At 63.7% G+C, this 19,902-nt stretch carries 20 protein-coding genes and 1 tRNA gene; 9 read left to right on the top strand and 12 right to left on the bottom strand.

Annotated features, from left to right (window positions below; all coding sequences use genetic code 11):
• Nucleotides 1–103: 103 nt before the first annotated feature.
• Together LB520_RS00795 and LB520_RS00790 are read right to left on the bottom strand one after the other, a co-directional pair.
• Nucleotides 104–179: transfer RNA gene (locus LB520_RS00795), tRNA-Lys, on the bottom strand.
• A gap of 163 nt (nucleotides 180–342) precedes the next feature.
• Nucleotides 343–1,245 carry a PhzF family phenazine biosynthesis protein gene (locus tag LB520_RS00790; protein WP_224636063.1) on the bottom strand — a complete coding sequence of 301 codons (903 nt, stop codon included), beginning with the start codon at nucleotides 1,243–1,245 and terminating at the stop codon, nucleotides 343–345.
• 131 nt (nucleotides 1,246–1,376) lie between these two features.
• Between LB520_RS00790 and LB520_RS00785 the strand changes: the two genes are divergently transcribed.
• The 3 genes from LB520_RS00785 to LB520_RS00775 are packed head-to-tail and all read left to right on the top strand — an operon-like array spanning nucleotide 1,377 to nucleotide 4,586.
• Complete coding sequence (locus LB520_RS00785) at nucleotides 1,377–2,663, top strand: efflux RND transporter periplasmic adaptor subunit (protein WP_224636062.1); 1,287 nt, start codon at nucleotides 1,377–1,379, stop codon at nucleotides 2,661–2,663.
• A 4-nt stretch (nucleotides 2,664–2,667) separates the two neighbouring features.
• Nucleotides 2,668–3,372, top strand: coding sequence for an ABC transporter ATP-binding protein (locus LB520_RS00780; RefSeq protein ID WP_224636061.1), 705 nt, complete (start codon nucleotides 2,668–2,670; stop codon nucleotides 3,370–3,372).
• Nucleotides 3,369–4,586, top strand: a complete 1,218-nt coding sequence (locus tag LB520_RS00775; protein ID WP_224636060.1) for an ABC transporter permease — start codon at nucleotides 3,369–3,371, stop codon at nucleotides 4,584–4,586. The genes LB520_RS00780 and LB520_RS00775 overlap by 4 nt, the downstream gene beginning before the upstream one ends.
• A gap of 73 nt (nucleotides 4,587–4,659) precedes the next feature.
• Here LB520_RS00775 and LB520_RS00770 read toward each other — a convergent pair whose 3' ends face one another.
• A complete protein-coding gene (locus LB520_RS00770) occupies nucleotides 4,660–5,376 on the bottom strand; it encodes a hypothetical protein (protein WP_224636523.1) in 717 nt (238 codons plus the stop codon).
• 5 nt (nucleotides 5,377–5,381) lie between these two features.
• Nucleotides 5,382–6,494 carry an endonuclease/exonuclease/phosphatase family protein gene (locus tag LB520_RS00765; protein ID WP_224601984.1) on the bottom strand — a complete coding sequence of 371 codons (1,113 nt, stop codon included), beginning with the start codon at nucleotides 6,492–6,494 and terminating at the stop codon, nucleotides 5,382–5,384.
• A gap of 167 nt (nucleotides 6,495–6,661) precedes the next feature.
• Between LB520_RS00765 and LB520_RS00760 the strand changes: the two genes are divergently transcribed.
• Both LB520_RS00760 and LB520_RS00755 read left to right on the top strand, forming a co-directional pair.
• Nucleotides 6,662–7,246 carry a BA14K family protein gene (locus LB520_RS00760; protein ID WP_224636059.1) on the top strand — a complete coding sequence of 195 codons (585 nt, stop codon included), beginning with the start codon at nucleotides 6,662–6,664 and terminating at the stop codon, nucleotides 7,244–7,246.
• A 170-nt stretch (nucleotides 7,247–7,416) separates the two neighbouring features.
• A complete protein-coding gene (locus tag LB520_RS00755; protein WP_095764807.1) occupies nucleotides 7,417–7,701 on the top strand; it encodes a PilZ domain-containing protein in 285 nt (94 codons plus the stop codon).
• A 379-nt stretch (nucleotides 7,702–8,080) separates the two neighbouring features.
• Here LB520_RS00755 and ilvC read toward each other — a convergent pair whose 3' ends face one another.
• The 3 genes from ilvC to LB520_RS00740 all read right to left on the bottom strand — a co-directional run bounded on the left by ilvC (nucleotide 8,081) and on the right by LB520_RS00740 (nucleotide 10,364).
• Nucleotides 8,081–9,100 (bottom strand): ketol-acid reductoisomerase, encoded by a 1,020-nt coding sequence (gene ilvC, locus LB520_RS00750; RefSeq protein ID WP_140724924.1) that lies wholly within the window; start codon nucleotides 9,098–9,100, stop codon nucleotides 8,081–8,083.
• A 25-nt stretch (nucleotides 9,101–9,125) separates the two neighbouring features.
• On the bottom strand, nucleotides 9,126–9,776 hold the full coding sequence (locus tag LB520_RS00745; RefSeq protein ID WP_263482313.1) for a TetR/AcrR family transcriptional regulator: 651 nt from the start codon (nucleotides 9,774–9,776) through the stop codon (nucleotides 9,126–9,128).
• A 132-nt stretch (nucleotides 9,777–9,908) separates the two neighbouring features.
• Nucleotides 9,909–10,364 (bottom strand): MarR family winged helix-turn-helix transcriptional regulator, encoded by a 456-nt coding sequence (locus tag LB520_RS00740; RefSeq protein WP_224600866.1) that lies wholly within the window; start codon nucleotides 10,362–10,364, stop codon nucleotides 9,909–9,911.
• Between the two features lie 96 nt (nucleotides 10,365–10,460).
• On the opposite strand from LB520_RS00740, the gene LB520_RS00735 reads away from it, so the two are divergent.
• Nucleotides 10,461–10,766, top strand: a complete 306-nt coding sequence (locus LB520_RS00735) for a Rieske (2Fe-2S) protein (RefSeq protein ID WP_224634264.1) — start codon at nucleotides 10,461–10,463, stop codon at nucleotides 10,764–10,766.
• A gap of 1 nt (nucleotide 10,767) precedes the next feature.
• On the top strand, nucleotides 10,768–11,487 hold the full coding sequence (locus LB520_RS00730) for a glutathione S-transferase family protein (RefSeq protein ID WP_224636057.1): 720 nt from the start codon (nucleotides 10,768–10,770) through the stop codon (nucleotides 11,485–11,487).
• Here LB520_RS00730 and LB520_RS00725 read toward each other — a convergent pair.
• Together LB520_RS00725 and LB520_RS00720 are read right to left on the bottom strand one after the other, a co-directional pair.
• Nucleotides 11,441–12,670, bottom strand: a complete 1,230-nt coding sequence (locus LB520_RS00725; RefSeq protein WP_224636056.1) for an FAD-dependent oxidoreductase — start codon at nucleotides 12,668–12,670, stop codon at nucleotides 11,441–11,443. The genes LB520_RS00730 and LB520_RS00725 overlap by 47 nt on opposite strands.
• Before the next feature lie 83 nt (nucleotides 12,671–12,753).
• On the bottom strand, nucleotides 12,754–13,164 hold the full coding sequence (locus tag LB520_RS00720) for a winged helix-turn-helix transcriptional regulator (protein WP_095764800.1): 411 nt from the start codon (nucleotides 13,162–13,164) through the stop codon (nucleotides 12,754–12,756).
• 269 nt (nucleotides 13,165–13,433) lie between these two features.
• On the opposite strand from LB520_RS00720, the gene LB520_RS00715 reads away from it, so the two are divergent.
• A complete protein-coding gene (locus LB520_RS00715; RefSeq protein WP_140839876.1) occupies nucleotides 13,434–14,327 on the top strand; it encodes an SDR family oxidoreductase in 894 nt (297 codons plus the stop codon).
• A gap of 145 nt (nucleotides 14,328–14,472) precedes the next feature.
• On the opposite strand, the gene LB520_RS00710 is transcribed toward LB520_RS00715, so the two are convergent.
• The 3 genes from LB520_RS00710 to LB520_RS00700 all read right to left on the bottom strand — a co-directional run bounded on the left by LB520_RS00710 (nucleotide 14,473) and on the right by LB520_RS00700 (nucleotide 19,277).
• Nucleotides 14,473–16,389 carry a potassium transporter Kup gene (locus LB520_RS00710; RefSeq protein ID WP_140839874.1) on the bottom strand — a complete coding sequence of 639 codons (1,917 nt, stop codon included), beginning with the start codon at nucleotides 16,387–16,389 and terminating at the stop codon, nucleotides 14,473–14,475.
• Between the two features lie 147 nt (nucleotides 16,390–16,536).
• Complete coding sequence (locus LB520_RS00705) at nucleotides 16,537–18,450, bottom strand: potassium transporter Kup (RefSeq protein WP_224636054.1); 1,914 nt, start codon at nucleotides 18,448–18,450, stop codon at nucleotides 16,537–16,539.
• Between the two features lie 86 nt (nucleotides 18,451–18,536).
• Nucleotides 18,537–19,277, bottom strand: coding sequence for a pyridoxine 5'-phosphate synthase (locus LB520_RS00700; protein WP_095764797.1), 741 nt, complete (start codon nucleotides 19,275–19,277; stop codon nucleotides 18,537–18,539).
• 109 nt (nucleotides 19,278–19,386) lie between these two features.
• Between LB520_RS00700 and LB520_RS00695 the strand changes: the two genes are divergently transcribed.
• A complete protein-coding gene (locus LB520_RS00695) occupies nucleotides 19,387–19,785 on the top strand; it encodes an STAS/SEC14 domain-containing protein (protein ID WP_140626916.1) in 399 nt (132 codons plus the stop codon).
• Nucleotides 19,786–19,902 lie beyond the last annotated feature (117 nt).

The following is a 19,902-nucleotide window of genomic DNA, read 5'->3' as shown; positions in this document are numbered from 1 at the left end:
CGGACAGACCGGGCTTGCTATGCCAGCCAAGCTAAGACAGTATCCGATAGCCCAAGCAGCCGGTCGACTGGGCAGCGGGGCTTCCATCTAATCAAAGGAAAATTGGTGGGTGTGCACAGGATCGAACTGTGGACCCGCTGATTAAGAGTCAGCTGCTCTACCAACTGAGCTACACACCCACACCGCCGGAAAACTCAGCGTCGGCGGCGCATATAGCCGCCGCTTTCGGCTGTGTCTAGGCCCTGCCGGATCATTTCCCGACAAATCGACACGGCATGATCCCGAAAAGTGGATTCCGGTTTTTTCGAAAAAGATCATGCCTGCCAATAAAGCCCGCAGGTGTCACACGAATAGCTTGCCTTCAGCCACCTTGACCGCGTGGCCGCCAATGCGCGCGGAGGCCAGTTTCCCGCCATCGACATTGAGCTCGAGCCGGATGCGCGACGGCCGGCCCATTTCCAGCCCCTGCTCGATCCAGAGCTGCGAGATGCCGTCGGTCGGGGCGTCGAAATGCATGATAGCGCCGGCAAAGGCGGCCGCGGCCGAACCGGTCGCCGGGTCCTCATAGGAAGGCGTGCCGGGCACGATCATGCGCACGTGGAAGGCGCTGTCGTGATGGACCCGCTCGCGGCAATAGACATAGGGGCTGGCGAAGGCCCATTCGCTCTTGCGCGGCGCCAATTCCGACCAGGCTTGGTTGTCGAGCCGGATCTTGGCCGCCTCCTCCAGGCCGGCAACGGGAATCGTCACATAAGGCACGCCGGCCGACCAGAAGGCGACGCGGTGATTCTCGAAGCCGATCTCGTGCGGGGCAAGGCCGAGCGCGGCGCCGATCGCTTCCGGGTCAGCCTTGAGCTCCAGCGGTTCAGGCAGTTTCGCCAGGTCGAACTCGGCGAAGGTCGAGCCGTCATGCTTGCTCACCGCGCAACGCACCGGTCCGATATTCTCCTCCAGCACGAAGATGCCGGCGGCCTCCCCGGCGAGTTCGGCCAGCGCGATCGCCGAGCCGACCGTCGGATGCCCCGCGAAAGGCATCTCATAGTCCGGCGTGAAGATGCGTATGCGGTTGCGATGCTTCGGATTGTCGGGAGGCAGCACGAACACTGTCTCAGACAGATTGAATTCGCGCGCGACCGCCTGCATGCCGGCAATGTCGAGCCCATCGCTGTCCAGCACCACCGCGAGCGGATTTCCGGCCAGCCTTTCGGTGGTAAACACATCGTAAAGCAAGTAACTGCGCGCCATGGAGAAAACCTTTCGCCTCGCCCGAATTTCTGCCTCACTCCCAACATGAGGGAAATTTAATTTGAAATTCGAACCTTAAGGCCTGATTTGTGGACGGATAGGGACATCCATTTTCAGCATAGGGGTCCGGCGTGGACCAGCTTGTCAATCCGCCAAACGCGGAATCCGGTACTTCCATAGAGGCAGCGCTCGGGCTCGACCGCAAGGGAGTAAGCCGCAAGCGTCGCCGCTTCTGGTTCTACGCGCTGCTGACGATAGCGATCATCGCCGCCGGCATTGCCTTCTATCGATGGTATGCCGCAGCACCTCCCAGGATCGAATACACCACAGTGCCCGCGGCAATCGCCGACCTCACCGTCGCGGTATCGGCCACCGGCACGCTGCAGCCGCTGACCCAGGTCGATATCTCCAGCGAGCTTTCCGGCATCGTCCGCTCGGTCGCGGTCAATGAAAACCAGCAGGTCAAGAAGGGCGACGTGCTGGCGAGGCTCGACACCGCCAAGCTCGAAGTCCAGATCGAACGCGCCACCGCCTCCGCCAAGGCGGCGGCAGCAAGCGTCGAGAACGCCAAGGTTACCTTGCAGGAGAACGAGAACGCGGTTGTGCGCGCAAGCGCGCTGACCAAGCGCGGCATGGCGACGGACCAATCGCTCGAAGCGGCGACCGCGACGCGCGATCGTTCGAAGGCGGCGCTCGACAGCGCCGAAGCCAATTTCGCCATCGCCCGGGCAGATCTCAAGGCACAGCAGACCGATCTCGCCAAGAGCACCATCTATGCGCCGATCGACGGCATCGTGCTGACGCGCTCGGTCGATCCCGGCCAGACGGTCGCGTCCTCCCTGCAGGCGCCGGTGCTCTTCGTCATCGCCGCCGACCTTCGCAACATGGAATTGCAGGCCGCGGTCGACGAGGCCGATATCGGCCAGGTCAAGCCAGGCCAGCATGCCCGATTCACCGTCGACGCATTCGCGGACCGACCCTTCGACGCCGAGATCCGCGACATCTCCTATGCCTCGGTCACCACCGACGGCGTTGTCACCTACAATGCCCGCCTCGAAGTCGACAATGGCGAGCTTCTCTTGCGGCCCGGTATGACGGCCACGGTCTCGGTTGTGACCCGGCAGGCCAAGGGCGTGCTTACCGTTCCCTCTACCGCCTTCCGCTATCGCCCGATGCAACAGGCGACGCGCGGCTGGAGCCTTAGCGACCTCTTCACCGGCCGCATGGGCCGCCCCAACCGACAGCGCGACGCAACGAAGGCGCCGACCGACGGCTCGCGCACGCTCTATGTGCTGGAGAACGGCCGGCCGCGTCCGGTCAACGTCAGGATCGGCTCGACCGACGGCGAGCTGACCGAGATCACCTCCGGCCTCGACGAAGGCGCGCAAGTCATCACCGGCGCGCAGCAGCGGAGCTGACGAAATGTCGGCTCCCCTGCTCATCACCTTCGACAAGGTCTGGAAGAGCTATGGCGAGGGCGAGGCTCGCGTGCACGCGCTGGCCGGCGTCGATCTCGCCATCCGGCGCGGCGAATTCGTCGCCATCATGGGTCCTTCCGGCTCGGGCAAGTCGACGGCGATGAACATCATCGGCTGCCTCGATACGCCGACGACCGGAACCTACTGTTTCATGGGCGTCGATGCGGGTCGTCTGGATCGCAACCGCCGCGCGCTTTTGCGCAACCTCTATGTCGGCTTCGTCTTCCAGGGCTACAATCTGCTGCCGCGCACCACCGCCGCGGAAAATGTCGAGCTGCCGCTGATCTATCGCGGCGTTGCCGCGCGCGAGCGCCGCGATCTCGCCATGCAGGCGCTGGCCGAGGTCGGGCTGGTCGGGCGCGAGCACCACACGCCGGCCGAGCTTTCCGGCGGCCAGCAGCAGCGCGTGGCGATCGCCCGCGCCATCGTCACCAGACCGACGCTACTGGTCGCCGACGAGCCCACCGGCAATCTCGACACGGCGCGCACGCACGAGATCATGGAGCTGCTGACCAGGCTCAATGCCGAGCTCGGGCTCTCCATCGTCATGGTCACGCATGAGGCCGAGGTCGCGAACTATGCCGGCCGCACCGTCCGTTTCCTCGACGGCCATGTCGCCTCCGACACCTTAGCGGAGCAAGCGGCATGATCTGGGAGACCGTCCGCCTCTCGCTGCGCTCGATCCGCCGCAACGTATTGCGCTCGTTCCTGACGCTGCTTGGCATCGTCATCGGCGTCGCCGCCGTCATCGCCATGCTCACCATCGGCTCCGGCACGACGGAGAAGGTCAAGGCCGATATTTCCAAGCTCGGCAGCAACCTGCTCGTCGTCCGCGCCGGCCGGCCGGCAGGCCCCGGTGGACCGGGAGGGCTCGACCAGACGGTGCGGCCGCTGGCCGAAAAGGATGTCGCCGCGCTCGTCGCGCATCTGAGCGGCGCCCGCGCGATTTCGCCGGCCTCGCAAAAGCAGGTCCGCGTCATCTTCGGCACCGAAAGCCTGACCTCTGGCGTGACCGGCACCGACAGCGCCTATCTCGACGCCCGCGACTGGAAACTGGTGTCCGGACGATCTTTCAGCGATTCCGAAACGCGCGCGGGCGCCGGTGTGTGCCTGATCGGCGAAACCGTGCGCCAGCAATTCTTCGGCGCCGGCGATCCGGAGGGCGAGATCATCCGCGTCAACCGCACCTCCTGCAAGATCATCGGCCTGCTCGAGGCCAAGGGCTATACCGGCTTCGGCCAGGACCAGGACAATGTCGTGCTGATGCCGCTGCACGCCTATCAACGGCGCATCGCCGGCAACCGCGACATCGACAACATTTATGTCGCCGCCGACGACCGCACCCCGACCACCGAGCTGCAGCCGCGCGTCGAGGACATTTTGCGCGACACACGCCGTATCACGCCCGACCGCGATCCCGATTTCGCCATCCGCGACATGACCCAGATCGCCGATGCGATGACCAGCGCCACCACGACCATGACCGGCATGCTCGGCGCCGTCGCCGGCGTCAGCCTGCTGGTCGGCGGCATCGGCATCATGAATATCATGCTGGTCTCGGTCACCGAACGCACGCGCGAGATCGGCATCAGGCTGGCCATCGGCGCGCATGAAAAACACATCCTCATCCAGTTCCTGGTCGAGGCGACGGTGCTGTCGCTCTTTGGCGGCATCATCGGCATCCTGATCGGGCTTTCGCTGGCCGGCCTCGCCTCGATGACGCTGACGATACCCTTCGCGCCAAGCCCCGCCGTCATCCTGCTCGCCGTCGGCTTCTCGGCGCTGATCGGCATGGTGTTCGGCTTCTTCCCGGCGCTGCGCGGCGCAAGGCTCGACCCGATCGACGCGCTGAGGCATGAATAGTCAGAAAACAACGTTCCGCGCCTGTGCCCCCTGATCTTGCGGTGAGGCGGCGCTGAAAGAGCGGAGGGTGCTGCTAACGATCGCCGGCGAAATGCCACTCGACCAGCGGCTTCATGTGCGGCATCAAGCCGTCGGGCAGATCGTCGGCGCTACGGATGATCACCGGCCCTTCGATCTCGGGCTCGGCCTCGGCCGCGACGAAGGCGCTGATGCGCCGCGCCAGCTCGTCGGCTGGCTCAGCCACCCGGTAGCGGCGGAAGATCACCGTGCCGCTTGCCATCGATAGCGCGTGATAGCGCTGTCCGCGCTCGGCCGCAGAAAGATCGAGCCCGGTCTCCTCTCTCACTTCGCGGATCATGTTGAAGTCGACATCGACCAGCCCGTCGCGGAAATCGATCGGCTCGAAGGAACCGGCGGCGAAATAGACGCGGCCGGCATTGACCGTATGCGGCCCCATGCGGATCGCCACCAGCGCATTGTCGCCGGCGACCAGCACGGCATGCGCATAGGCGTGCTCGGCGCCGGAATTCTCGCGCCGCTTGCGCCACAGCATGAAGGTCGAATAGTTGACCGCATGGCAGCGGCCGACGAGGCGGCCGTCGCGGTAGGCAAGCTCGGCAAGCAGCACCACGGCGCCGTCGAACAATGCCGGGTTGGTGGCGATCTCCTGCCGCCAGTTCTCGGCGATGGCTGCCGCATTGCTCAGCGCGAAGGGATGCGGGCCGGGATCGAGGCGGACATCGACCGCATCGACCGGAAGGATGACGTTGCGTGGCAGGTCGAAACTCAACAGCGTCATGCCATGTCCAGTGTGATCGCCACCGGGCAATGGTCCGACGCTTTCGGCCTGTCCCAGCCCGCGCGCGGGAAACGTTCGACCTCCTGTCCGGGCGGAAAGATGGTGCGCCAAGGCTGGCCGTTGCGGATGATGTCGGGAACGGCGGTGGCGTTCTTCGCGGCCAGCGCCTTCGACAGCAGGATATAGTCGAGCTGGCAAAGGTGCCGCTCCTCCGGGCCGCGCGTATGGTAGAAGCTCCAGCGGTCCATCTCCGGACGCCGCTCGACAACATTCTCGCAAAAGCCGCCGGCGGTGAGCACATCGATCGAGGACCGGGCTTCGTCTATGACCTCGAAACGGTAGCCGTCGATGGCGTCGCCATCGATCTTCACGCGCTGCCGGTAATCGTTCATGTCGCCGCAGATAGCCCAGCGTTTGTCGGCGGCATGGTCCTTGCCGAAACGCTCCTCGACGATGCGGCGCACCGCTTGCGCTTCCGCGATGCGCAGCGGCATCGACGCCTGGCGGCCATCCAGCCCGTTGCGCGGCGGCCCCATCGATTTGAAATGCACCAGATAGAGCGTCAACGGCACGCCGCCGACCCTCAGGTCGATCTCCAGGCAGTCGCGGCGAAAGACACGCTCATTGGCGAGATAGCCGAGCGCGGCGAGCTCCGGCGTGAACAGGCCGAACTGTTCGAAGGTGACATAGGCATGGCTGGTCATGCGCACGAAGTCGATCGGCTGCCCTTGCGCGGTTTCGTTGCGCATCATCACCGCGACATCGATGCCGCGCGTATCGTTGCCGGCGGTGGTGTATTTCTGCCGATAGCCCTGGCCGATCATCTTGAACAGATAGCCATATTCGAAAGCCTTCAGCGCCTCGATGTTGTCGACCTCCTGCATGCAGATGATGTCGGCGCGGGTGGCTGCTATGGCGAGCGCCGTCAGCTGGCGCGTGTCGTCGGACTGGGCGATGGCACGAGCCTGCTCGAGAAACCGGTATTCGGCCTCGCTCTGGATATCGAACAGCGCCAGCGTGCGGTCTTCATTGAGCTGGTTGCGATAGCCCGAGAAATCGAACCTGCTCATCAGGTTCTCGACGTTGAAGGTGGCAAGCCGAAGCGACATGGCCGTGACCTTTGCCCGCAAGCGGGGACGAAAACAAGAGCCAGGCGCGGTACTCGTTATGGTTGATGGAACCTTTCCGTTCATCCTCCGTTCAGACGGAAAGTTCCAACAATGGGCCTCTTCCCGGGGTGTGCTGGGCGTGGGGCCTTTGCTCCTTGGAGAGTGAAATGAAACCGCTTTTCTCTTCCCTTCGATCCGGGCTCCTGGCCCTCGGTTTCGTTGCCGGCGTGACGGCACCGTCGGTGGCCGGCCCGATCCTGCAACCCGATCTGTCGACGGCAACCAGCACGGCGGCAACCATCATACCCATCCGCGACAGCTGGGCCGGCGGCAACGACCGGCGTGGGATGTATGACTGGCGCTGGCGGCGCGGTGGCGACTGGCGGAGCCGGGATTTCAGATGGCGCGGCGACGACTTCCGCTCTCGTCATTTCTCCCGCAATTGGGATGGCGGCGACTGGCGCTGGCGGCATCATCGCCATCATCGGCGCTTCGACAATGGTGACGCCGCCCTTCTGGGGCTTGGGCTAGGCCTGGGCCTGGGTAGCCTCGCCTACAACAACTACTACGATCCATATTATTACGACCCCTACCCGCGCTACGTTCAGCCGCGGCGCATCTACCGGACCGAGCGGCTTTCCAGGGCCCATGTCCAATGGTGCTACGACCGCTACCGGTCCTATCGGGCCTGGGACAACACGTTCCAGCCCAATTACGGCCCGCGCCGGCAGTGCATCTCGCCTTATATCTGAGCCCTTCGGCAGGAAGGATGAGACGGCGCCCTTCGCGGCGCCGTTTTATTTTGCCGGACCTGTGTTCGCCATCGGCCGATAACCCTAAATTCATCGGCGGCGGCTATTCATCCATGCCGTTGTCCCTCAATATGACGATTCGCGCGAACGGGGTGCGAGACGTGCACGCCATGGCCGAAAACGAACACAGAAACCAACACAGGCAACGCGTGCTCAAAGGCGCGGCGATCCTAACCGGCATCAACAACTCCGAGGTCAGATGCACGGTGCGCAACATGCATGCTAACGGCGCAGAGTTGAAAGTGCCGATCGATGCACGCGTGCCGGACGAATTCCTTCTCTATGTGCCGATCGACGGCATCGGCTACAGGGCGGTGGTCCGTTGGCGCCGCGAGGACCGCATCGGCGTCGAGTTCACCGGCACCGAGCCCAAGCCGCACTGGCACTACGGCTAGATCCCGGACCGACCAGCTTGCTTGGCAAAGAAAGGGCCGGCGGATCGCTCCGCCGGCCTTTGGGATGCAACGTTGAAATCGAAGATCAGTTCTTCGCCTTGTCGACCAGCTTGTTCTTGGCGATCGCCCGCGCGACCGCAGGGCGAAGCCCGGGGACGCGCAGGCAAAAAGATGTGGATCGCCTTAGTTCTTCGCCTTGTCGACCAGCTTGTTCTTGGCGATCACCCGTGCGACCGCAGGGCGAAGCCCGAGGACGCGCAGGCAAAAAGATGTGGATCGCCTTAGTTCTTCGCCTTGTCGACCAGCTTGTTCTTGGCGATCACCCGCGCGACCGCAGGGCGAAGCCCGAGGACGCGCAGGCAAAAAGACGTGGATCGCCTTAGTTCTTCGCCTTGTCGACCAGCTTGTTCTTGGCGATCCACGGCATCATCGCGCGCAGCTTGGCGCCGACTTCCTCGATCTGGTGGCTGTCGTTGCCACGGCGGATGCCCTTGAAGCGCGACAGGCCGGCGCGATATTCCTGCATCCATTCCGAGGTGAACTTGCCGGTCTGGATGTCCTTCAGGATGCGCTTCATCTCGGCCTTGGTTTCCGCGGTGATGATGCGCGGACCCGAGACATATTCGCCCCATTCGGCGGTGTTCGAGATCGAGTAGTTCATGTTGGCGATGCCGCCTTCGTAGATCAGGTCGACGATCAGCTTCACCTCGTGCAGGCACTCGAAATAGGCCATTTCCGGCGCGTAGCCGGCTTCCACCAGCGTCTCGAAACCAGCGCGGATCAACTCGACCAGACCGCCGCACAGCACCACCTGCTCGCCGAACAGGTCGGTCTCGCATTCCTCGCGGAAATTGGTTTCGATGATGCCCGAGCGGCCGCCGCCGACGCCGCAGGCGTAGGAGAGCGCGAGGTCGAGCGCGTTGCCCGAAGCGTCCTGGTTCACGGCCACCAGGCACGGCACGCCGCCGCCCTTCTGGTATTCGCCGCGCACCGTGTGGCCCGGGCCCTTCGGTGCGATCATGACGACGTCGACCGAAGCCTTCGGCTCGATCAGGCCGAAATGCACGTTGAGACCGTGCGCGAAGGCGATCGCGGCGCCGTCGCGGATGTTCGGCGCGATCTCGTTTTTGTAGATGTCGGCCTGCAATTCGTCGGGCGTCGCCATCATCATCAGGTCGGCCCATTTGGCAGCGTCGGCCACGCTCATCACCTTGAGCCCGTCGGCCTCGACCTTCTTGGCGGTCGCCGAGCCGGCCTTCAGGCCGATGGCGATTTCCTTGACGCCGGAATCCTTGAGGTTGAGCGCGTGCGCCCGGCCCTGGCTGCCATAGCCGATGATGGCGACCTTCTTGCCCTTGATGAGGTTCAGATCGGCGTCACGATCGTAATAGACACGCATTGTGGTCTTCCTTCCCGTTTGAAGATCAGAGGGCCTGCGGCCCGGTTTTTGCTCCGAAAAGAGCGAGAAACTGTTGCGTCGCGCGGCGGGCATCGCCGCCGATCGTCGCCCCAGTCAATTCCACCCGATCGCCGAGCAGCAGACGTATCTGCACGTCCCGGCCGACCAGGCCGAAAAAGGTCCGGAACGCCGTCTCGGCGTCCTCGAAATCGAGCAGTCCTGCCTGGCGTCCGGCTTCGAGCACAGGCTTCAGGCGCTTCGCCAAGGCAAAGCGGCCGTTCTGCAGCACGACGCCGCCGAGATCGTCCTTGCCCGAGCCGGCATGGCTGATCGCGACACGGTTGAGCGCGATCGAGGTGTCGCTGGAAATTACCTTGAGCCAGTCGGATGCGAAGCGTTCGAGGCTCGCGGTCAGCGAAGCAAGGTCGAGCCCTTCGCGATCGACCGGCGCCACTCGCACTTTGGATGCCTGCCACTGCACTGTCGCCGTCAGCAGCCCGTCGCGGTCGCCGAACCATTTGTAGAGCGTTTCCTTGGAGCAGCTTGCCCGCCGCGCCACCGCGGTCATCGTCAGGTTGTCGCCCTCCTCGACCAGCAGGCGAAGCGCCGCATCCAGAACGGCCTGCTGGCGCTCGGTGAGCGTCTCGCTGTTGTCGATGTCGGCGCCTGCCTGCAGCACGTTCTGTCCTGTTTTTCGGGTCGCTCGGATGCGTACCGTACGTTACGGTTCGGCTTATTGCGCATTCCGGTTTCGGATGCAAGGGGCGCGGCGAAAAATGACAGGCGGAAACAGCGAAAAGCTCGGCAGCTAATCGCTCGTCGGTGGATCGCGAAGCCGTCCGAGCAGGCTGGCCAATGTCTTCAGGTCCTGGGCCGGAAGCCTGTCGCCCATCAGTTGCGCGATCGAAGCGCCATAGACGGCCCAGATGCGGCGGCGCATGTCCCGACCGCTTGGCGTGATGCGCACGGTCTGGCCCCGGCCGTCATCGGAGACCGGCAGCTTTTCGACCAGGCCATTCGCTTCCAGCCGGGCCAGCAGCCTTGAAACGCCGTACTGTGCCAACAGAACGCGATCGATCAGCTCGAACGGCCGCAGCCCTCCCTCGCCCGCTTCCGCCAGCTCGTGCAGCACGTCATACCAACCTAGCGGCGGCAGCCCGCTGGCCTTCAGCGCGTCCTCGGTCTTTTCGACCAGTTGGCGCGAGACGCGCATGAGGCGCGCCCAGGCGGTGACGGCTTCGGGCGATGGGGATTTCTTCGTCATCGGCGCAGCCTAGCGGATAGATGCAAATGCATCAAGCTTGACGATCGATGCAAATGCATCTATATAGATGCAAACGCATCGATATGGAGTTCTCCGATGAAACATGAAATCTGCAAGATCGCCGATATCCCGCAAACCGGCAGCCTGATCGCGCCCTTCTTCGGCCGCGAGGTCCATGTCTGGCGCAGTGGCGAGCGCATCCGCGCCGCGGCCAATGCCTGCCTGCATTTCGGCGGGCCGCTGGAATGCAAGGACGGCTCACTTGTCTGCCAATGGCACGGCGCGAAATTCGACATGGCAAGCGGCGAGCGCCTGGAAGGCCCGGCGCCGAAGGGCTCCCGCCTGATGTTCCTGTCGACCCGCGTCGAAGACGGCGCGCTGAACTATGTCTGGGGGGAATGAGATGACCGCCAGGCTCACCCTCGTCAGCCATCACCTCTGCCCCTACGTCCAGCGCGCCGCGATCTCGCTTGCCGAGAAAGGCGTGCCGTTCGAACGGGTCGATGTCGACCTTGCCAACAAGCCCGACTGGTTCAAGGCGGTCTCGCCGCTCGGCAAGGTGCCGCTGCTGCGCGTCCGGCATGGCGACGCGCAGGAAGTCATTTTCGAATCCGCCGTCATCCTCGAATTTCTCGAGGAGACGGAGGCCAATCCCTTGCACCCTGCCGATCCGCTGCTCCGGGCCAAGCATCGCGCCTGGATCGAATTCGGCTCGGCGATCCTCAATGCCATCGGCCGCTTCTATTCCGCTGCCGACGAAGCCGCTTTCCTCCGTGAAAGCAGAGGCTTGTCCGGGATGTTCGCGCGTGTGGAGGCAGAACTTGCGGCAAGGCAAAGCGGTCCGTGGTTCGCCGGAGATCGTTTCTCGCTGGTCGACGCCGTCTACGGACCGGTCTTCCGCTATTTCGACACGTTCGACCGCATCGGCGACTTCGGCATTCTGGACGGCAAGCCGCTCGTCCAGGCATGGCGTGCGGCCTTGACCAAACGGAAATCGGTGAAGGAAGCCGTCGGTCTGGACTATCCGCAGCGGCTGCATGCCTTTCTGCGGGCAAAGGGGTCTTACCTGTCCGAGATCATCCGGCTGCAGGCCATTGCAACTCCGCAAGCCCGATCCGCCTGAACGGGTCGACTACCGTACCAGCAACCATGGCCGCAAGGAATTGCGGCCCTGGCGGAACTCTCGCCAGCGCCGCAACCATACGGTCGCGGACAAAGGGCAAGGCCGCGGAGTCCGACTGGTAGAATGGCGTCAGCGACCGCGACAGCGCCTGGAAGACGCGCACATGCCAACGGCGCGCACTTACATAGGTCGCCAGCGCTTCATCTATGCCGTTCGCGTGCGCCAGCGTATGGCTGAGCGCCGCGGCGTCAAGCAGCGCCATGTTCGCGCCTTGCCCGAGCTGCGGGCTGGTCGAATGCGCGGCATCGCCGATGACGGCAAGCCGCCGGCTGGCGGGCAGCGTCATCGTGTGGTGGCCATAGCGGGCGAGCGAGAGCTGCTCGAAACTGTCGATCTGGCTGGTGAAAGCCTCGCACTCTGGCCATACAGAGACCACCCTCGCTTTCCAGGCATCGAGTCCCTTCGCCTTTATCTGTTCGGCATCGGCCGGCTTGAGGCTCCAGAAGAAGGCCGCCATCTCTTGCGCGCCGGGCTCCGGCCGGCCGATCGGCAGCACGCCGACCATGACGCTCGCCTTGTCATAGCGCTGCAGCAGCGCGCTTCTGTCAAAGCCGTCCCGCCATCCAAGCGACGCCCAGAATGCGCCATAGGCGAGCGGCCGTGGCATGGCGTTATCGCCGAGATATGACCGCAGTTTCGAGTGCGCGCCGCTGGCATCGACAATGAGGTCGAACGGTCCTAGCCGCCTGCCGTTGCCGCAGACCAGCGTCGCGCGCTCGCCGACTTCCAGCGTTTCGACCTCGACATCGGTTTCGATAGCAATCGCTTCGCGCAAGGCGGCGCGGTAGAGCACCCCGAACAGCGCCGCCCGATGCACGGCGAGGCCGAAGCGGCGGCCGCGCCGCGCGTCATAGCGGACTTCGAGCACCGTGCGCCCGCTGCCGGCGTCAGTGCCGTGCAGCCGCTCGATGCGGCTGCCAAGTGAAAGGATCTCATCGAGCAGGCTGAGATCGGCGAGCACGGTCAGCCCGGTCGGCTGCAGGATGAGGCCTGAGCCGACAGGCCTCGGCGCGTCGAAACGCTCGAAAATGGTGACCTTGTGTCCGGCCCGCTTGAGGTAAAGCGATGCCGCCAGCCCGGCCGGACCAGCGCCGGCAATCGCGATCTCGTAAGACTTGCCCATCGTCCCCCAACCCGACCCTGCGGGGACAATCCCGCTTGGAACGCGCCGGATCAATCGGGCGCTTTGACGCTTGTGTCGAGCGATCAGCCCTGGGCGGTGTCGAAGGCGGCGCGCGCATCGCGCACCGCGTCATGATTGAGTTCGGCCCATTGAACGAGTTGTTGCAGAGGCAGGAACATCGAACGTCCAAGATCGGTCAGGCTGTATTCGACGCTCGGCGGCTTGGTCGGGAACACCTCGCGGTGCACGTAGCCGTCCCGCTGCAGATCATGGAGCGTCTGCGTCAGCATGCGCTGCGAGATGTCGGGAACCAGCCGGCGCAGCTCGCCAAAGCGATAGGGCTTCTCGGCCAGTGCCATCACCAGCAGCGAGCTCCATTTGCCGCTGATGCCCTGGATCACGTCGCGGACCGGACAATCGGCGAAATTGGCGCCGTTCGTCATAGCCTTGTAGACCTCGAGCTTGGCTTTCAGATTGAAGATCTTGCTGTCCATCGCGACACCCGCTGATCGAAACTAAAGCATCTCCCGAAAGTGGGAACCGGTTTCGGGATAAAGACATGCGTAAAACCAAAAACATAAAGCGAATGGAGCGAATCTGAAAGATCGCGACGCGCTTTAGGCCGGCCGGGGTGGTTCCCTGGCAGTGCCTACCTCCCGAAAAACTGCCTTCTTTACAGCCTGCGGTCAATTCCTATTTTAGCGCTGGTCTCTTTTTGAGACCATCAATCAGACCCGCCATTGGCATTTTCAAGGGATACCCGATGACCGAAACCCTTCTCGTAACCGGTGCTTCCGGCCATCTTGGCCGCGCCGTCATCAATCATCTGCTTGGCGAACGGAAAGTCGCGCCAGCCAATATCATCGCCACCACACGCAACCCGGAAAATCTCGCCGATCTGGCTGCGCGGGGCGTCGCTGTGAGAGCCGCCGACTTCGACGATAAGGCTTCGCTGGAAGCAGCGTTCACGGGCGCCGACCGGGTGCTTGTCATCTCGACGGGCGAGCTCGACCTGAAAAGCGACCGGCGCCTGAAACAACATCAGACAGCGGTGGCGGCGGCCAAGGCGGCCAAGGTCTCGCACCTGCTCTACACCTCGATGCCCAATCCGGAGCCCGGCTCGCCGGTGCTGTTTGCTGGCGACCATTACGGCACCGAAGAGGCGATCAAGGCGAGCGGCATCCCCTACACCATCTTCCGCAACGGCTGGTATCAGGAGAACCTGTTCAGGTCGCTGCCGCATGCCATTTCGTCGGGCAAGTGGTACAGTTCGGCCGCCGACGGGCGCATCGCTCACGGCGCGCGCGACGATATGGCGGCCGCCATCGCCGCCGGCCTCGCATCCGACTCCAAGGAAAGCCACATCTACACGCTGACCGGCCCGCAGGCCTATACCACGAATGAAATTGCGGCGCTGGTAAGCGAAGTGACCGGCAAGCCGCTGGAGGTCATCCAACTGCCGGACGAGGCGCTGACCGAAGGGGTGAAAGCGGCGGGCGTTCCCGAGGACTTCGCCCGCATCATCGTCTCCTTCGATGCCAACACCCGCGCCGGCCGCATAGGCGAGGTGACCGATGCGGTCGAGAAGCTCTCAGGCCGCAAGCCGCGCACGCTGAAACAGTTCCTCGAAGCGAACAAGGCCGCATTGCTCGGCTGAAGTCTGGCGCTCCTGGGAGGTCGTCCCCCCGGCGCGCTTCACTTCGATTTCTTGGGGATCCGAGCCGGATCAGGCTCTCAGCGGTCGCGACAAGCGCGCCTTTCCGAGATGCGGTGTCCAGCCGCGACCGGCACGGCGCAGCCTCTCAGATCGCGACCTGCGTGCCAATCTCCACCACGCGTCCGGTGGGAATCTGGAAATACTCGGTCGCGTCCGACGCCGTCTTCGCCAGGCCGATGAACAGCCGGTCCTGCCAGATCGGCATGCCGGAATTCGGCGAGGCTTTCAGCGAACGGCGCGACAGGAAGAACGACGTCGTCATGATGTCGAACTTCCAGCCCTGCTTGCGGCAGATGGCCAAGGCGCGCGGAATGTTCGGCTGCTCCATGTAGCCGAAGGTCAGCGTCACGCGCATGAAAAGCTCGTTGACCGTCTCCAGCTTCACGCGTTCGCTGTCCGGCACGACGGGCTGCGGCGCCGTCACCACCGACAGGATGACGTTCTTTTCGTGCAGCACCTTGTAGTGCTTCAGGCTGTGCATCAGCGCCGTGGGGGCGCTCAGCGGGTCGCTGGTCAGGAACACGGCGGTGCCCGAGACCAACTGCGGCTTCTTCTTCAACAGGTTTCCCGCCAGGAAATCGAGCGGGATCTCGTTACGGCGCGTCTTGTCGAACAAATAGCGGCTGCCGCGCACCCAAGTCCACATGCCGAGGATAATGGCGAAGGCGACCGCGAGAGAGGCCCAGCCCCCCTCGAACACCTTGACGATGTTGGAGGCGAAGAAGCCTATGTCGATCAGGGCGAACACCGCCGTCAGGCCGATTGCCGGCCAGATATTCCACTTCCAGATGCGTGTCATGACGATGAACAGCAGCGTCGTCGTCACCAGCATGTTGCCGGTGACGGAAATGCCGTAGGCCGAGGCGAGCCTACTGGATTCGCCGAAGCCAACCACCAGCAGCATCACCACCAGCGCCAGGAGCATGTTGACGCGCGGCATATAAACCTGGCCGGACTGCTTCTCCGACGTATGCAGGATTTCAAGCCGCGGCAGCATGTTGAGCTGCACCGCCTGTCTGGTCAGCGAATAGGCGCCTGAGATGACGGCCTGGCTGGCAATCACGGTCGCTGCGGTCGCAAGGACCACCATGGGGATGAGTGCCCAGCCCTCATTCATCTCGAAAAACGGGTGGCCGACCGTGCCCCCCTTGGCAAGCACATAGGCGCCCTGCCCGGCATAGTTCAAAAGCAGGCAGGGAAACACGATCGCAAGCCAGGCCAGCACGATCGGCTTGCGGCCGAAATGGCCGAGGTCGGCATAGAGCGCCTCGGCGCCGGTGACGGCCAGGAAGACGGCGCCGACCGTGACGAAGGACACGTCGGGCGAATTGATGAAGAAGGCCACGATGTAGTGCGGGCTTATGGCCCACAGGATTTCCGGGTCCGAGATGATGTGCTTCAGCCCGGAAACGCCGATGGCAAGGAACCATATGGCGGTGACCGGCCCGAACACCAGGCCCACACCGCCCGTGCCGAAACGCTGCACCGCAAACACGGCTGCGAGAATGAGCAATGTCAGCGGCACCACATAGGGCTGGAAGGCGGGTGTGACGACGTTCATGCCCTCGACCGCCGACAGCACCGAGATGGCTGGCGTGATGACGGCATCGCCGAAGAACAGCGACGCGCCGACGATGCCGATGCCGAGCACGATCGCCGAGCGTGTCGGAAAAGTGCCGCGCGCCAGCGCCATTAGCGACAGCACGCCGCCCTCGCCGCGGTTGTCGGCGCGCAGCACGAACATGATGTACTTCACCGTGACCGTGATGGTGAGCGACCAGATAATCAGCGACAGCACGCCGAGAATGTCGGCGCGGTTGGCCACGTCGCCGCCCGACGAGGCGTGCAGCGCCTCGCGGAAGGCGTAGATCGGGCTCGTGCCGATATCGCCATAGACGACGCCGAGCGCCCCCAGCATCAACACCTTGGCGCTGTGCTGTTCGATCTCTGGATGGCTCGATTGGTCGACGGGTTCTGCCTCAGCACCATTGGCAAGGGCCATGGACCATACTCCGATAAAACGCGCGGTGCTCTACGCTTGCTGCAGTGCAATATCAAGTGCCCTAGCGTGAGGGCTCCCATGCCGCCGACGCACGGCTTCACTGTGCACGGAGCGCGCCTGCATCGTCATCCGATAGAAACGGCCTCGTCAGATAGCGACCTGCGTGCCGATCTCGACCACGCGTCCGGTGGGAATCTGGAAATACTCCGTCGCATCCGCTGCCGTCCGCGCAAGGCCGATGAACAGGCGATCCTGCCAGACCGGCATGCCGGAATTGGGCGAGGCTTTCAGCGAACGGCGCGACAGGAAGAACGACGTCGTCATGATGTCGAACTTCCAGCCCTGCTTGCGGCAGATGGCCAAGGCGCGCGGAATGTTCGGCTGCTCCATGTAGCCGAAGGTCAGCGTCACGCGCATGAAAAGCTCGTTGACCGTCTCCAGCTTGACGCGCTCGCTGTCCGGCACGACTGGCTGCGGCGCCGTCACCACCGACAGGATGACATTCTTTTCGTGCAGCACCTTGTAGTGCTTCAGGCTGTGCATCAGCGCCGTGGGGGCGCTCAGCGGATCGCTGGTCAGGAACACGGCGGTGCCCGAAACGAGCTGCGGCTTCTTCTTCAGGAGATTTGCCGCCAGGAAGTCGAGCGGGATCTCGTTGCGACGCGTCTTGTCGAAGAGGTAGCGGGTTCCGCGGATCCAGGTCCACATGATCAGGCCCATGAGGCAGGCGACGGTGATCGACACCCAGCCCCCTTCGACGATCTTGACGACGTTGGCCGAGAAGAAGCCGAGATCGATGACGCCGAACAGCAATGCCAGCGCCAGTGCGGCCGCAACCTGCCATCTCCAGAGCCAGCGCATGACGACGAACAAAAGGATCGTTGTCATCAGCATCTCGCCGGTCACCGAAATGCCATAGGCCGAGGCGAGCGCGCTCGAGCTGCCGAAACCGACGACCAGAAGCATGACGCCGAGTGCCACCAGGAGATTGACCCTCGGCATATAGATCTGGCCGCTCTGCATCTCGGAAGTATGCTGCACCTCGATACGGGGCAGAAGGTTGAGCTGCACCGCCTGCCTTGTCAGCGAGAAGGCGCCGGAAATGACGGCCTGGCTGGCGATGACGGTGGCCGCGGTCGCCAGGCCCACCATCGGCATCAGCGCCCATTCGGGCAGCATCTGGAAGAACGGGTTGGTGGGCTTGCCGCCATGCGAGAGCACGAAGGCGCCCTGCCCGAAATAATTCAGGAGCAGGCAAGGGAAAACGATTGCGAACCAGGCCATCACGATCGGCTTGCGGCCGAAATGGCCGAGGTCGACATAGAGCGCCTCGGCGCCGGTGACGGCCAGGAACACAGCACCCACGGTGACGAAGGCGCCCGTCGGCGTGGTGGCGAGATAATAGATCGCGTAATATGGATTGATCGCCAGGAAGACGGACGGGTCGTCGACGATATGATAGACCCCAGCCGCTCCGATGGCCACGAACCATGTCGCCGTCACCGGTCCGAACACCGCCGCCACCTTGCCCGTGCCGAAGCGTTGCACGGCGAAAAGCACGGCCAGGATGACCAGCGTGATCGGGACCACATAGGCATCGAGCGCCGGGGTGACGACTTTCAGGCCCTCAACCGCCGAAAGCACCGAGATCGCCGGCGTGATGATCGAATCGCCGAAGAACAATGCCGCGCCGCAAAGGCCGATAACCAGGATGAAACGCGAGCCCGGGGGGTAGGCGCTGCGCGCCAGCGACATCAGCGACAGCGTGCCGCCTTCGCCCTTGTTGTCGGCCCTGAGCACGAAGGCGACATATTTGATCGTGACAATGATGGTGAGCGCCCAGACGATCAGTGACAGCACGCCGAGCACGTCATGGCGGGCGACCGAGCTCGACGAGGCATGCAGCGCCTCGCGGAAGGCGTAGATCGGGCTCGTGCCGATATCGCCGTAGACGACGCCCAGCGCGCCAAGCATGAGAACCTTGGTGCTGTGCTGCCGCTCGGTTTCGGCCTGGCCCGAGCGTTCGAGGGATTCCGTCTCGCTGGCGTTGGCTAGCACCATGAACCCCATTTCATCAGATTCGCCACGCTTCGAGGTCGCCGCAACGCGCGGGACGCACCGAAACTGCCGGAGTTACGCAAGGCGCCCTACCATCCGCAGGCCTTCAAGAACCGCCCGACAGTGCCGGCCATGCCATACTCCAGCGCATCCGCTGTCAACCCATGTCCGATCGATACTTCGGCTAATGCCGGAATGCGTTTGGCCAGCGGCGGCAGGTTCTTCACGGTCAGATCGTGGCCGGCATTGACACCGAGCCCGGCCGCGAACGCCGCATCAGCGGTTTTTCCCAACCTTTCCAGTTCTTTCGCCGCCTTTGCGGAATCAGAATGGTAACCTCCATATGGCCCGGTATAGAGCTCGATGCGGTCGGCGCCGGTGTCGCGAGCCGCACTGACTGCGTCCGGATCCGCGTCGGAAAACAAAGACACGCGAAACCCGCCCTTCTTCAACCGCTTGACGATCGGAGTGAGGAACGCCGCCTGGGCGACGAAGTTCCAGCCATGGTCAGAAGTCGCCTGCGCAGGGTCGTCCGGCACCAGCGTCACTTGCTCGGGCTGGTTCTTTTCGACAAGCGCCAGGAAATCCTCGGTCGGATAGCCCTCGATGTTGAACTCCGCGCCCGGAAACTCATCATCGATCAGCGCCCTGATCTCCGGCAGGTCGGAATGCCTGGTGTGCCGCTCGTCAGGGCGCGGATGCACCGTCAGCCCGTGCGCGCCGGCGGCAAGCGCTATGCGGCCAAGTCCGGTCACGCTCGGCCATGGCAGGTCGCGACGGTTGCGCAGCATGGCGACGGCGTTGAGATTGACCGAAAGCTTGGCGGGCATGAGCTGGGGTCCAGTGGATCGGCGCGCATCTATAGCGCCTTTGACGGGAACAGATAGAGGGTTTCGCGTGTTCCAGGGGATAGATGGAGGCTAAGATAAGGATTTGCCAGTGAATTTCCTCGAAGCCGTGCCGGCGATCCGCCGCATCGAGACCAATCGCGATGCGCTTTTCGCCATCGACGTCGTCGGCGATGTCTCGCCGGCCGATGCGGAAAACCTGTTCGGCCTGCTGGAGGCCGCCTACGCGCTGCATCCCAGGATCGACGTGCTGGTGAGGTTGACCGACGAGGAAAGCGTCGACTGGGCCAATATCAAGCAAGACACGCTCAAGCAGGGCGTGGCCGACGCGATGCAACATGTCGTGCGCTGCGCGGCCATCGGCGAGCCGAGCTGGGCCCCCCTCGTCGCCGGCCTTTTCCCCAAGACGCTGCCTTTCGAATTCAGGCGCTTTGGCGTCGACGACGAGGAAGCCGCCTGGCAATGGCTTGGCGCAAGACCAACGGACTAGGGTTGTTGAGATTCAGGTCAGGCCGAGCCGGAGTCGAAGACGGGCGCGAAGCGACCAAACTGGATGGTTTCCGGGAACCGGCCTACGCCGGCCGTAGCCTTCATAGAGCGGAGACGC

Origin of the sequence: Mesorhizobium sp. CA12 (genome assembly GCF_020165255.1) — a bacterium.
GTDB lineage: Bacteria > Pseudomonadota > Alphaproteobacteria > Rhizobiales > Rhizobiaceae > Mesorhizobium.
Note: the sequence above shows the minus strand (reverse complement) of the source record. Positions and strands in the feature narration are given on the sequence as shown.